Source organism: Duncaniella sp., assembly GCF_029054785.1.
Taxonomy (GTDB): Bacteria; Bacteroidota; Bacteroidia; order Bacteroidales; family Muribaculaceae; genus Duncaniella.
Genome location: NZ_JAIDEN010000057.1, coordinates 1 through 14,065, shown reverse-complemented (window position 1 = coordinate 14,065; position 14,065 = coordinate 1). Strand labels below are relative to the sequence as shown.

At 53.1% G+C, this 14,065-nt stretch carries 10 protein-coding genes; 7 read left to right on the top strand and 3 right to left on the bottom strand.

Annotated features, from left to right (window positions below; genetic code table 11):
• The coding region (locus tag K2H17_RS03850) for a hypothetical protein (RefSeq protein WP_300131624.1) at positions 1-239 on the top strand (239 nt) is incomplete at its 5' end.
• Between the two features lie 249 nt (positions 240-488).
• Here the strand turns inward: K2H17_RS03850 and K2H17_RS03845 are convergent.
• Complete coding sequence (locus K2H17_RS03845) at positions 489-3,107, bottom strand: ATP-dependent Clp protease ATP-binding subunit (protein WP_300131622.1); 2,619 nt, start codon at positions 3,105-3,107, stop codon at positions 489-491.
• Between the two features lie 263 nt (positions 3,108-3,370).
• On the opposite strand from K2H17_RS03845, the gene gyrA reads away from it, so the two are divergent.
• The 6 genes from gyrA (at position 3,371) to K2H17_RS03815 (ending at position 12,263) form a co-directional block, all read left to right on the top strand.
• The gene (gyrA, locus tag K2H17_RS03840; RefSeq protein ID WP_300131620.1) at positions 3,371-5,998 is read left to right on the top strand and encodes a DNA gyrase subunit A; all 2,628 of its coding nucleotides are present in this window, start codon (positions 3,371-3,373) and stop codon (positions 5,996-5,998) included.
• A gap of 78 nt (positions 5,999-6,076) precedes the next feature.
• Positions 6,077-7,255, top strand: coding sequence for a hypothetical protein (locus K2H17_RS03835; protein ID WP_300131619.1), 1,179 nt, complete (start codon positions 6,077-6,079; stop codon positions 7,253-7,255).
• 140 nt (positions 7,256-7,395) lie between these two features.
• On the top strand, positions 7,396-7,941 hold the full coding sequence (locus tag K2H17_RS03830; RefSeq protein WP_300131617.1) for a DUF1599 domain-containing protein: 546 nt from the start codon (positions 7,396-7,398) through the stop codon (positions 7,939-7,941).
• Positions 7,898-9,238, top strand: coding sequence for a BT_3928 family protein (locus K2H17_RS03825; RefSeq protein ID WP_300131616.1), 1,341 nt, complete (start codon positions 7,898-7,900; stop codon positions 9,236-9,238). Before K2H17_RS03830 ends, K2H17_RS03825 begins: the two co-directional genes overlap by 44 nt.
• Before the next feature lie 61 nt (positions 9,239-9,299).
• On the top strand, positions 9,300-10,679 hold the full coding sequence (gene nhaA, locus K2H17_RS03820) for a Na+/H+ antiporter NhaA (protein WP_300131614.1): 1,380 nt from the start codon (positions 9,300-9,302) through the stop codon (positions 10,677-10,679).
• A gap of 330 nt (positions 10,680-11,009) precedes the next feature.
• Positions 11,010-12,263 carry a phosphoglycerate kinase gene (locus tag K2H17_RS03815; protein WP_300131613.1) on the top strand — a complete coding sequence of 418 codons (1,254 nt, stop codon included), beginning with the start codon at positions 11,010-11,012 and terminating at the stop codon, positions 12,261-12,263.
• A gap of 161 nt (positions 12,264-12,424) precedes the next feature.
• Here the strand turns inward: K2H17_RS03815 and K2H17_RS03810 are convergent, their stop codons facing one another.
• A complete protein-coding gene (locus K2H17_RS03810) occupies positions 12,425-13,507 on the bottom strand; it encodes an acyltransferase (protein ID WP_300131611.1) in 1,083 nt (360 codons plus the stop codon).
• The gene (locus K2H17_RS03805) at positions 13,504-13,917 is read right to left on the bottom strand and encodes a secondary thiamine-phosphate synthase enzyme YjbQ (RefSeq protein ID WP_300131609.1); all 414 of its coding nucleotides are present in this window, start codon (positions 13,915-13,917) and stop codon (positions 13,504-13,506) included. The genes K2H17_RS03810 and K2H17_RS03805 overlap by 4 nt, the downstream gene beginning before the upstream one ends.
• Positions 13,918-14,065: the final 148 nt, after the last annotated feature.

Genomic DNA, 14,065 nt, shown 5'->3' with positions numbered 1-14,065 from the left:
GACGGCTGTTGGTTTTCACCGCTAACGCGGCTCGCCTGCCCCTCAGACGGCTGTTGGTTTTCACCGCTAACGCGGCTCGCCTGCCCCTCAGACGGCTGTTGGTTTTCACCGCTAACGCGGCTTGCCTGCCCCTCAGGCGGTTGCTTTTTCACCGCAAACGCGGCTTGCCTGATTTTGGCCTGATTCTCCCCATCGCTAACGCTGTTTGTCAGTTCTTTAGATGGTTGATTCTGAGGTGATCGCGTTTCAGGCAAACCGCGTTAGCGGTGTGGCGAATCCGGACCGCAGTAGAAAGTCATCAGCGATCGTGGGGCCGAATCTTATCAGGTAAAGCCGCGTTAGCGGCGGGTAGAATCCAGGCCACTGCAAGGGCTCCGTAGGAGTCCGCAGCTGTGGTTCCACCCCCCCCCGAAAAAATAAAAATAGCGCCGTAGGTGCGAAACAATATCACACCTACGGCGCTCATATTCGGTTTATCCGGCTGCTTTTTACGCGTTCATTTCACTTTCGGATGTTGTCGCGCTGTCGGCGGGTGCCGGTGCAGCCTTCCGGATCTCAATGTCAAGCTCCTCGGCCCCTGGATGGTAGGCGACATAAATTTCATCGCCCACAGAAACCGTAGCGTCAATGATAAGCTCGGCCAGTTTGTCTTCGAGATACTTCTGGATGGAGCGTTTCAGCGGGCGGGCGCCATAATTGGCATCGTAGCCCTTCTCGGCAATGAAATTCTTGGCCTCATCGGTGATGGTCAGGGTATAGCCCAACTCTTTCACACGCTTGTTGAAGCCCGCAAGCTCGATATCGATGATCTTGAAGATAGCCTCCTTTGACAGAGGGTCAAACATGATCACATCGTCGATACGGTTGAGGAATTCAGGCGCAAAAGCCTTGTTGAGGGCCTTGCGCAGGACACCCTGGCTGTAATCCTTGTCGCTTGTGGCAGGCGAAGCGAATCCGATGCCGCTGCCGAAGTCCTTGAGCTGGCGCGAACCGATGTTGGAGGTCATGATGATGATGGTGTTCTTGAAGTCGATGCGGCGGCCGAGCGAATCGGTCAGGCGACCTTCGTCCATCACTTGCAGCAGGAGATTGAACACATCGGGGTGGGCCTTCTCGATCTCGTCGAGCAGGACGATGGAGTAGGGGTGGCGGCGCACCTTTTCGGTGAGCTGTCCGCCCTCCTCGTATCCGACATATCCCGGAGGCGCTCCCACGAGGCGGGAGACGGTGAATTTTTCCATGTATTCGCTCATGTCGATGCGGATGAGCGTGTCAGCCGAGTCAAACATGTATTCCGCGAGCTTCTTGGCGAGGTGAGTCTTTCCGACACCGGTCGGGCCGAGGAAGAGGAAAGTGCCGATCGGTTTCTTGGGATCTTTGAGTCCTATCCGGTTGCGCTGGATGGCCTTGACAACCTTCTCGATGGCCGGATCCTGACCGATGATGAAACCCTTGAGCGTAGGACTCATCTCCTTGAGACGCTTGCCCTCGGCCTGGGCTATGCGCTGAACCGGCACACCGGTCATCATAGCGACTACCTCGGCAACCTTATCGGCGTCGACAGTCTCGCGCATCGAGCTGAGCTGCTCTTCCCAGCGGGCCTTCGACTCTTCGAGAGTGGCCTTGAGCTGCTGTTCCTGATCGCGGTATGAGGCCGCTTTCTCGAAATTCTGCGACTGTGCGGCGCGGAGTTTCTGAGCCGCCATCTCCTCGATCTGCTGTTCAAGCTGCTCGATCTCCTTGGGGACGGCGATGTTGGTGACATGGACGCGGCTTCCGGCCTCGTCCATTGCGTCGATTGCCTTGTCAGGGAAATTGCGGTCGGAAACGTAGCGCTCGGTCAGCTGCACGCAGGCATCAAGAGCGTCGGGGGTATAGGTGACATTGTGGTGTTCCTCGTATTTGTCCTTGATGTTGTCAAGGATGATGCGCGTCTCCTCGGCAGTGGTCGGCTCGACCATGACCTTCTGGAAACGGCGTTCGAGAGCACCGTCATTCTCGATATTCTTGCGGTATTCGTCGAGGGTCGTCGCGCCGATACACTGGATCTCGCCGCGGGCGAGCGCCGGCTTGAGCAGGTTGGCCGCATCCATCGAACCGGCTGCATTGCCTGCGCCGACAATGGTGTGGAGCTCGTCGATGAAAAGGATGATGTCCTTGTTTTTCGACAGCTCATCGAGGATAGCCTTGATGCGCTCCTCGAACTGGCCGCGGTACTTGGTGCCTGCGACAATCGAGGCCATGTCCAGCGAGACAACCCTTTTGCCGAAGAGGATGCGCGATACCTTGCGCTGGACGATGCGGAGAGCCAGGCCTTCGACAATCGCCGACTTGCCTACTCCCGGCTCGCCGATGAGCACGGGATTGTTCTTCTTGCGGCGGCTGAGGATCTGGGCGAGGCGTTCGATCTCCACGTCGCGACCGACCACCGGGTCAAGCCTGTTTTCCTCGGCGGCGAGAGTCATGTCATTGCCATATTTGTCAAGAACCGGAGTGTCGTTGCCTCGGCGCTGTGCGGTTGCCGCGCTCTGGCGCTTTCCGGCCGGCGAGGGGTTGCCGCTGCCCTGGGGAGCGGATGAGCGCGGAGGCATCTCGTCATCCTCGTCGTCCTCGGTGAAGTCGGCGTTGAGGGGCGCTGTCAGATCTGATTCGGCAGCCAGCAGGCGGTAGATGGCCTCGTATGTGATTCCGGCCCGGTGGAAAGCTGTCATGAACTCCGAGTTCTGGGCATCGGAATTGTGGAATATCGCCAGAAGCAGATGGGCCGCGTCGACCTCGTTGCTTTTCAGCATCCTGGCTTCAAGGACGCTCAGTTTGACGATGCGTCCTGTCAGGTCACTGAGGCTGACATCGGAAATCCCGACAGTGCCCTGATAGCCTGCATCGGTAGCGGCATTGAAAAGAGCCTTGTCGAGGTTTTCCCGCAGTTCATAGGCCGAAGCCCCCTTGGCGGCGCGGTCCACAAGTCGTGCCGGCTCGCCTTCCATATCGGAGAGGAGCGACAGAAGCAGGTGTTCAGGCATGACATAACGGGAGTTGTGTCGGGCCGCCTGTTTTGGAGAGTCGCTGATGATCTCCTTGAATTTTTGAGAATAAACAGTGTCCATCTGAAATATACCTTTCTTTATATAAGTGATGAAAGAGATGAAAGAGGGGTGTGGTGTGTCAGCTGTCCCTTAATTGTTGAAGCGGAAATTGCCACTGACATTGATTGACACTACAAAAATTGTGCCAAACTTCGCAAACGCTCGCCAGTGTTATCATAATAACAATTAAAAAACGATTCTTGATCGGCAAAGATACGATTTTTGCAAAATAATTCTTACCTTTGTGGGGAAAATACTTGTTTTTAAACACCCCTTCAAAACTTATGATTGAAGAAGATCGTATAATAAAAATAAACATAGAAAACGAGATGAAGAGCGCCTACATCGACTATTCGATGTCGGTGATCGTGTCGCGTGCGCTTCCAGATGTGCGCGACGGTCTCAAACCGGTGCACCGCCGTGTGCTCTACGGAATGAACGAGATGGGCAACACTTCCGACCGACCGCACAAGAAGTCGGCCAACTGCGTCGGCGAGGTCATGGGTAAGTACCATCCGCACGGCGACTCCTCCATCTATGGCACTGTGGTGCGCCTCGCGCAGCCCTGGGCCATGCGCTACACCCTTGTCGACGGTCACGGAAACTTCGGTTCGGTCGACGGTGACGGCGCGGCTGCCATGCGTTACACCGAGGTGCGCCTCGAAAAGCTCGGCGAAGAAATGCTTGCCGACATCGACAGCGACACCGTGGACTTCCAGCCGAACTACGACAACTCCCGCAAGGAGCCGGTGGTGCTTCCAACACGTTTCCCGAATCTTCTCGTCAACGGTGCCTCCGGCATCGCTGTCGGCATGGCAACAAATATGCCGACCCACAACCTCGGAGAGTCGATCAACGCCTGTGTGGCCTATATCGACAACCCCGAAATCGACATCGAAGGCCTGATGCACTACATCCCCGCCCCGGACTTCCCCACAGGCGGTACAATCTACGGCTACAACGGTGTCAAGGAAGCCTATGAGACAGGCCGCGGACGCATCGTGATCCGCTCAAAGGCTGAAATCGAGGTCGAGGACAACCACGAAAACATCATTGTCACCGAGATCCCCTACGGTGTCAACAAGGCGGAACTCATCGCCTATATCGCAACTCTTGTCACCGATAAGAAACTCGACGGAATCGCCGACATCAACGACGAGAGTAATTATAAAGGTATGCGCATCGTCATCAAGCTCAAGAGCGACGCCAACGCAAACGTGGTGCTCAACAAGCTCTACAAGATGACCCAGATGCAGGCCTCGTTCAGCGTCAACAACGTGGCGCTGGTCAACGGACGCCCGAAGACCCTCAATCTGAAGGATCTGATCTCGGAATTCGTGGCCCACAGACATGAGGTCGTCATCCGCCGTACCAAATTCGAGCTTAACAAAGCCCAGGAGCGCGCACATATCCTCGAAGGCCTGATCATCGCGTCGCAGAACATCGACGAGGTCATCCGCATCATCCGCGCCGCTTCCGACACCCAGAGCGCACGTGACGCCCTGCGTGACCGCTTCGGCCTGACAGATCCGCAGACAGCTGCCATCGTCGAGATGCGCCTGCGTCAGCTGACCGGTCTGGAGCAGGACAAGCTCCGCAACGAATATGAAGCTCTCGAACAGGAAATCGCCCGTCTGGAACTCATCCTGTCAGACGATGCCACCTGCCGTGAGCTGATCAAGAGCGAACTGCTTGAAATCCGCGACCGTTACAGCGATGCCCGCCGCACGGAAATCGACTATACCGCCGGCGATTTCAACGCCGAGGACTTCTATGCCGATGACGACATGATCATCACCATCTCGCATCTCGGCTATATCAAACGCACCCAGCTCAGCGAATTCCGTGCGCAGAACCGCGGCGGTGTCGGCGCAAAAGGTTCCGACACACGCAACGAAGACTTCATCGAGCACATCTATCCCGCTTCGATGCACAATTCGATGCTCTTCTTCACTCAGAAAGGCCGCTGCTACTGGCTTAAGGTCTACGAGATCCCCGAAGGAGCGAAGAATTCGAAGGGCCGCGCGATCCAGAACATGCTCAACATCGAGCCTGACGACTGCGTCAAGGCCTTCATCTGCACCAAGTCGCTTGGCGACTCTGAATTCGTCAACACCCACAACCTCGTGTTTGCGACCAAGAAGGGTGTCATCAAGAAGACCCGTCTTGAGGCCTACTCACGTCCGCGTGCCAAGGGTGTCAACGCGATCATCATCCGCGAAGGCGACGAACTTCTCGCAGTCGAGATGACCGACGGCAACAGCGAAATCCTCCTGGCCAACCGCAATGGCCGTGCCATCCGCTTCCCTGAAAACAAGGTGCGCGAGATGGGCCGAATGTCAGCCGGTGTACGCGGCATGACTCTTGACGGCGACGACGATGAAGTTGTAGGCATGATCTGCATGCCCGCCGACACAACCAATGATGTCATGGTGCTCAGCGAACGCGGCTACGGCAAGCGCACACCGCTTGACACCACCGTCACCAACGAGGCCGGCGAGAGCGAGAAAGTACCCGTCTACCGTGTCACCAACCGAGGCGGCAAGGGTGTCCGGACAATGAACATCACTGAAAAGACCGGCGCGCTCGTGGCCATCGAGAGTGTCAACGACGAAAATGACCTTGTCATCATCAACAAGAGCGGCATCACCCTCCGCCTCCATGTGGCCGACATCCGTCAGCAGGGCCGTGCGACCCAGGGAGTGCGCATCATCAACCTCGACAAGCGCAATGACACGATCGCTTCTGTCTGCTGCGTGGATTCGGATCCTGAAGAGGAAGTCGAAGAAGTCGAAGCTCAGGACGTGGCTCCTGAAATGACCGAGGCCGAACTCCTTGAAGCCGAAAGCGCCGAAGAGGTCATTGAAGAGGACGACCTTGATGATGAGATCGCCGAAGACAGCGAAGAATAATCATTAATCTACTAATATCAACATTCTATTATGAAAAAAATCTGCGTCTTAACCGTTGGGTTGCTCGCTGCCTCCTCAATGACAGCTCAGGTAGCCGTGGTAAAGGAAGCTGAAAAGGAGTTTAAGAATGCTTCTACTTATGCCGCTTATCAGAAGGCATTGCAGGCAATTACTCCCGCCTTTTCTAATCCTGAAACTGATAAAGAAGCCAACACTTACTGGATTCCCGGAAAAGCCGGCTTCAAACTCTATGACGATCTCTTTGCCAAGAAGACCATTGGACAGGACGTCAGCCTTGTCGACATGGGCAACGCTCTTCTTGACGGATATAACTATGGTCTTAAGGCACTTGACTGCGACACTGTCGTTGACGCAAAGGGCAAAGTGAAGACCAAACTCTCAAAGGATATCGCCAGCCAGATCACCGGTCATGCAAATGACTTCCTCAACGCCGGTGCCGCTTTCTGGGAATCACGCGAATTCGGCAAGGCATACGAGGCTTTCTCCGACTATCTCGCTATTCCCGCGAATCCCCGTTTCGGCAAGAGCGCTCCCGCCGCACTTCCCGACTCGACTGCTTCTCAGATCGAATATAACCGCGCTCTCGCCGCATGGCAGGCCGAAATGCTCGACAAGTCGGCTGAATCGTTTGACCGTCTGCTCACAGTCGGCTATGACGAACCCGCAGCCTATGACTATGCTTTCAGCGTAGCCTATCAGATGAACGACGAGGACCGCAAGCTCCGCTATTCACAGCTCGCTTTTGACAAGTTCGGAACCTCGAACCCCGCATTCCTCCAGCGTCTGGTCAACAGCTACATCGAACGCAAGGAATATGAGAAGGCTACCAGCATGCTCAACAATGCGATTGCGGCAGATCCCGACAACGGAACCTACTACCTGTCACTCGGTGTGCTCAAAGAACAGCAGAACGACACAGTCGCAGCTAAGAGCGCCTACAAGAAAGCCGTAGAGCTTGACAGCGAAAACGCTTTCACCAACCTCTACTATGGCCGTATGCTCGTGCAGGAATACGATGCTCTTGACCAGGCTGCCGCAAACATGTCTCAGAACGAGTACAACAAGTACAACTACGAGACAATGCGTCCCCTCCTTGTCGAAGCTGTCAAGTATCTTGAAAAGGCTTATCAGATTGACAACGAGCAGACCGATGCTCTCCGTTATCTCAAGAACATCTACTATGTTCTGAACGACGGCGACAACCTGCTGCGTGTCGAAGGCCTCCTCGGCCAGTAATCAAGCTGAAAGCCGGATTACGCAATAAAAAAAGTTATGGAACCGAAGCCGGAATGTTTTTCAGCGGACGGTTTCATAACTTTTTTGTTATGAGAGTGTGTGTAAACACTGTTTTAAAAGATCATCACATAATATATTACATGGCAATATCAACATTGGAGCAGTTTGACGATGTGGTCCGTGACTGCCGTCGGATCTACACCGATAAACTGGCCGACTACGGTGCGTCGTGGCGCATAATGCGTCCACGCTCCATCACAGATCAGATCTACATCAAAGCCAAACGCATCCGCACTCTCGAAGAGGGGGAGGCGCTGGTCAACGAGGGTATTCTCGGCGAGTTTTATGCGATTGTCAACTACGGAATCATGGGCCTCATCCAGCTTGAACTCGGATTTGCCGACGAGGCTGACATCACGCCTCAGCAGGCTGTCGGGCTTTATGATGATAAGGTCAGGATCATCCGCGAGCTTCTCGCCGCCAAGACCCATGACTACGGTGACGCCTGGCGCGGAATGAGAGTCAATTCATACACGGATTTCATTCTGACAAAACTCCAGCGCGTCAAGGAAATCGAGGGCAACGGAGGAAAAACCAGTGTCTCGGAAGGAATTGATTCCAACTATATGGATATAATAAACTATGCCGTCTTCGCAATCATCAAACTCACAGCCGGCGAGGCTTGACAGGTTTTATCATCCGGCTCTTGTCTGGGTGTTCCGCCTGCTTGTCGGTGTCACTTTCGTCCTCTCAGGATTCACCAAGAGTGTTGACGTCTGGGGCAGCTTCTACAAGATAGGTGAATATCTTGAGGTGTGGGGATGGAACATTCCGTCTCCGCTTGTGGTAATTGCCGCCTTTCTGCTTGGCGGTGTGGAATTCGTGTGTGGTTTTCTTCTGCTGCTGGGATGCTACAAGAGGGTCTCCGTCTGGATTCTGCTGCTGATGATGGCCTTCATGTTGCCGCTGACGCTCTATATCGCGGTCGCTGACCCTGTGGCCGACTGCGGATGTTTCGGCGACTTCCTGATAATCTCCAACAACGCCACTTTCGTCAAGAACATATTCCTGACCCTCTTCCTCCTGTACCTGTTCAGGTTCAACAGGAAGACCGACGGACTTTACGTCCCCTATGTCCAGTGGGTTGTCGGCGGATTGCTCTCGCTCTATATCATGATCGTGGCTTTCTATGGCTACAATGTGCAGCCGATGATTGATTTCCGCCGGTTTGATCCGGGCACCGATCTGCTTGCGTCGGCCGACGTCCGGGACGAAGGTGATGAGGCGGAATATGAGTTCATCTATGAGAAAGACGGCAGCGAGGAGAGTTTCTCGATTGACAATCTTCCCGACTCGACATGGACATTCGTTGACCGCAGACTGATCGGAGGCTCTGAAGCCGTGACCGACGGTTTTGCCGTCATTTCCGACGGCGAGAACATCGCGGAGGATATAATAGATCCGGATGCCGAACAGTTTGTGGTGACAGTCCCGGACATGAGCAGGGTGGACCTGTCCTACACCTATCTGCTCAATGAACTGAATGACTACATCACGGCCCGTGGAGGCTCGATGGTAGCCCTTGTCAGCGCCGACGACGAGGGCATAGAGCGATGGCGGGATGTCTCGATGGCCTCCTATGAGATCTATAACGCCGAACCGACACTGATCAAAGAGCTTGCCAGAGGTCATGCAGCCATCGTCTATCTCCGCAAGGGCGTGGTTGTCTGGAAAAGGACTCTTTCGTCGATCAGCTACAAGATTGTGACCGAGACGCCGCCCGGTGAGATCGACAGTGAGCTTGATCCGGATTCTTCAAGCACTCTTCAGGGACTGACGCTTATATTTGCCGCTGTCCTGATCGGAATAATGATATTGGACCGTAGCGGAAAACTCCTGGCATGGCTGCTGAAGCGCCGCCGCAGAAAGGCTGCGAAAAGCAATAATGCCGCTTGTGACAATGACGGATCAGCCGTCGGCTGAAAACAACCATTCGTGAATCAGGATTGTTAACAATGATGTAAGTTAACAATCCTGATTCATTATGTCTCACGTTTTTTATGCTGCCCGTCAGGCCCTCCGCCATCACGCCACAGGAGGCAACGTCTTGATCTTCGCGACTGTGGTAGCCCTCGTTGTGGCTAATATTCCCGGTCTGAACACTCTTTACAATGACTTTTGGGATCAGTCAATGCGGTTGCAGATAGGCGATTTCAATGTCTTTTCTCATGGAGGTCATCCGATGACCGTCCTTCAGTTCATCAACGATGCCCTGATGGCGATTTTCTTCTTCTCGATCGGCCTGGAGATCAAGCGCGAGGTGCTTGTCGGGGAGTTGTCATCGTTCCGCAAGGCTCTGCTGCCGATCATGGGGGCGGTCGGAGGCATGATTCTGCCGGTAGCCCTTTATCTGGCACTTGCGGCCGGGAGCGACTATGTCGACGGAGCCGCAATCCCGATGGCGACTGACATTGCATTCTCGCTCGGAGTGCTTGCGCTCCTGGGGACGCGTGTGCCGGTTTCGCTTAAGATATTCCTGACCACTCTTGCGGTTGTCGACGATATCGGAGGCATCATCGTCATCGCGGCTTTCTATTCCACCCACATCGACGTGGCATTTCTCGGTTATGCGGCCATCGGTCTTGCCGTGCTGCTCATCGGCGGAGGATTTCTGAAGATCCAGAGCAAGATTTTCTATGTGCTCATCGGAGGCATTGTCTGGTTCCTGTTCCTGAATTCCGGAATTCATCCGACAATCGCCGGTGTGCTTGTGGCCTTCTGCGTCCCGTCGGTTCCCGTTTATGCACCTGAGAAATATATCAAGATGATCCGCACGTCGATCCGCAATTTCAATGAGGACGATGACGAAGCCCTTTCGCGGCGCTCCATTCTTGACCATGAACAGATGGACTGGCTGAAGCAGATTGAAAGTGCGTCGGACAAAGTCATCTCTCCGCTTCAGGATCTTGAAGACTCGCTGCACCCGGTGATAAACTATCTGATCATTCCGCTTTTCGCCTTTGCCAATGCCGGAATCTACCTTATGGATATGGATCCGGTGACGGTTGTCAGCGGCATAAGCCTTGCGATCATCGTCGGACTTGTCATCGGAAAATTCGCAGGCATATTCCTGTTTTCATGGCTCACGGTAAAAATGAAACTGGCACCGATGCCCGATGGGGCAGACTGGAAGATGATAGCGGCCATTTCGATGCTTGGCGGCATAGGTTTCACCGTGTCGCTCTTTATCGCCAACCTCTCGTTCGGTGATATGGGAGAGCCGGGAATAGTGCTTCTCAACGATTCGAAAGTCGGCATTGTTGTCGGTTCGCTTCTTTCAGGCCTGATAGGCTATCTGCTCCTGTCGCGTTTCCTTCCACACAAAACCGCTGAACATAGCGAAGGAGATGAAGCCGGCAAGTAAATGGCCGATAAATGGTCATCCAAGCGTCGATGCGGTAAAAAATGCGTTTATTCACCGCAAATTTGCGGTGAATAAGCACGTTTTTCTCCGAAAAATGTAATTTTGGTATAGTTAGTTATAGTCATAGCCTGACTTTTTATGTAGGATACTTCTTCAAAACGAATCTCACATCGAGGATATATTATTTTTCAATGGTTACTGATTGAACTTATAGAAGAAGAATTTTCAAAATAAGTATTTTGGAAAATCTGTTGTTATTAATGAAATATTTCTGTAATTTTGCAGAGTTTATGAAATAGATGCAAAACCCCTTTAAAATACACATATTCAATGACTATCGACCAGTACAATTTCAACGGCAAAAAAGCCATTGTCCGCGTGGATTTCAATGTTCCCCTGGACGAAAACGGTAAAATCACTGACGATACCCGTATCCGCGGCGCTCTTCCCACACTGAAGAAAATCCTTGCTGACGGCGGCAGTCTCATCATCATGAGCCACATGGGCAAACCCAAAGGAAAGGTTAACCCCAAAATGTCACTCAGCCAGATCAAAGATACAGTAGGCAAATATCTCGGCGCAGAAGTCGAATTTGCTGAGGATTGCGCTCAGGCAGCTGAAAAGGCAGCCGCTCTGAAGCCCGGTCAGGTGCTCCTGCTTGAAAACCTCCGCTTCCATCCGGAAGAAGAAGGCAAGCCCGTAGGCATTGACAAGGAAGATCCTGCATACGATGCAGCCAAGAAAGAAATGAAAGAACGTCAGAAGGAGTTTGCAAAGACTCTTGCTTCTTACGCTGACGTTTATGTCAACGACGCGTTCGGCACAGCTCACCGCCGCCACGCTTCAACTGCGGTTATCGCTGACTACTTCGACAAGGATTCGAAGATGCTCGGCTACCTCATGGAGAAGGAAGTTACCGCTGTCGACAATATCCTCAAGGACATCAAGCGTCCTTTCACCGCCATTATGGGTGGTTCTAAGGTATCGACCAAGATCGGTATCATCGAAAACCTCATGGATAAGGTGGACAACCTCATCCTCTGCGGCGGCATGACCTACACTTTCGCCAAGGCTCTCGGCGGAAATGTCGGCAAGTCAATCTGCGAGAACGACAAACTTGACCTCGCCCTCCAGATCATCGAAAAGGCAAAGCAGAAAGGTGTGAACCTCGTGCTCGGTACCGATTGTGTTGCCGCTGACGATTTCAGTAACGACGCCAACACAATGGTTGTTTCATGCAAGGAAATTCCTGCTGAATGGGAAGGTCTTGACGCTGGTCCCGAAACCCGCAAGGCTTTTGCCGATGCTATCAAGGGCGCTAAGACTATTCTCTGGAACGGTCCTGCCGGTGTGTTCGAGTTTGACAACTTCACTGCCGGTTCACGCGCTATCGCCGATGCTATCGTAGAGGCTACTGAAAACGGTGCCTTCTCTCTCGTAGGTGGCGGCGACTCTGTTGCCTGTGTCAACAAGTTCGGTCTTGCTGACAAGGTCAGCTACGTTTCAACCGGTGGCGGCGCTCTTCTCGAAGCTATCGAGGGCAAGATCCTCCCCGGCATCGCAGCTATCCGCGGCGAAGAATAAGAAGAACAATCTCTGATTGATCTCCGATATTAATCACGGACTCCGGCATCAAAAATTGGATGCCGGAGTCCGTTGCTTTTAGAGGGGGGGATGTTTGGAGGTTGTTAAAAAGCAACCTCTTATTGTCGAGCCGATTCTTCTGTCATTGTGTGTTGTGTCCCTTATGCCTTGATCTGCGTTGTCTTGCGGCGGAAAGATTGCCCCAGGAGATGTGTGGCAAGATAGGTCAGGCGGCTTTCGGGGTGGTGAAGCATATAGCGGTAAAACCACCAGGGAACATAGATGCCGCTGAAAATCGACAGTGTTGTGTAGACCCACCAGGGCAGATCCGTGAAATGATGAAGAACCTGCTGGCAGGCCACGTTGCAGAACCACGACAGGAGGAAAATGATGTAATTGGCGCCTATGAGATGATCGAGTATTCCGATCTCGTGTTTTTCGAGCAGTTTGGCTGCGGAAATGCACATCATTATGCCGAGCAGCGAGCACAGCGGCATGAAATCCGTATGCTCTGTGACGAAAAATGATATGGCCCAGGCGGCTGCAACCAGTCCGGCGAACAAGGCGGAAGTCCAGGGAAGGAGCCTGTCGATTGAATTGTGGGTATGGGCGTATGATGCGCCGAGGACAAAGAAAATACCCAGCCGGAAAGTGTCGGCCAGAGAAAAGATGTGTCCGAAACTCAGCGGAATGAACTGCATGACTGTGAAAGCCACGATGAGCAGCAGATAGGTGAGGCCCCGGTTCAGCCGGTGATTCCTGACAAATGTAAGAACGGCATAGATGACCGTCAGAAGAGTGAAACTCGATTGCAGGAACCAAAGGTAGGGGATGGTCTGTTTTTTGCTGAGGATCAGACTTTCGGCAAGCGAGCGGAAACTGAGTTCGACATGATCGTCGGCCATATCGGAAAACAGTGCGCGGGGCACGAAAGTGACCAGTGACAGGACCACAAAAGGAACAAGCAGACGTTTCACCTTTGTGGATGCGAATTCTTTCCAGCGGGGATGCCGATTGTTGGACTCTGTCGTGAAAACCATCAGGAAACCAGACACGAACATGAAGAGAGGCATCCTGAAACTGTACATCATGCGGTAGAGAAGCATACTGTGGCCCATCTCGCCGTCGGGATACTCATGGAATGAATGACCGATGACGACAAAGACGATTCCGATTATCTGCAAATAGGCGATTGATTTGAGAAATCGTGGCCGACTGGCAGCGGCGGCAGACTGGCTGGTCATTCCCCTATGATCGTAGCTACGATTTTGCGCGGTCCGCCATAGTTGCGGAACTCACAGAGATAAATGCCCTGCCATGTGCCGGTGTTGAGATGTCCGCCGGTGACAGGCAGAGTCAGCGACGGTCCGACAAGAATTGATTTGGCATGGGATGGCATATCGTCAGGGCCCTCGTCAGTGTGGAGATAATACGGCGCGTTTTCCGGCACCAGACGATCGAAAATCACCTGAAGATCATGGCGCACGTCGGGATCTGCATTCTCGTTGACAGCCAAAGCCGCCGAAGTGTGCTTGATCATGAGGTTGATAATCCCTTTTTCCGGAAGAGCGGGTAGCTGACGCATGATCTCGCCTGTGACCAGATGGATGCCGCGCGGATAGGCCCGGAGTGAAAATTCAATTTGCTGTATCATTGGGAGGACTTTGTTTTTTCTTGTTGCAAAGATAGAAATAAATCCTGAACATTTTTAGAGGGTTTTTCATGACAAGAGTTAAAATCTGAGTGGTGTATCTTTTAGATAAATTGTTGTAAATGAGAAAGGAGCATAGCGAGCTATGCGA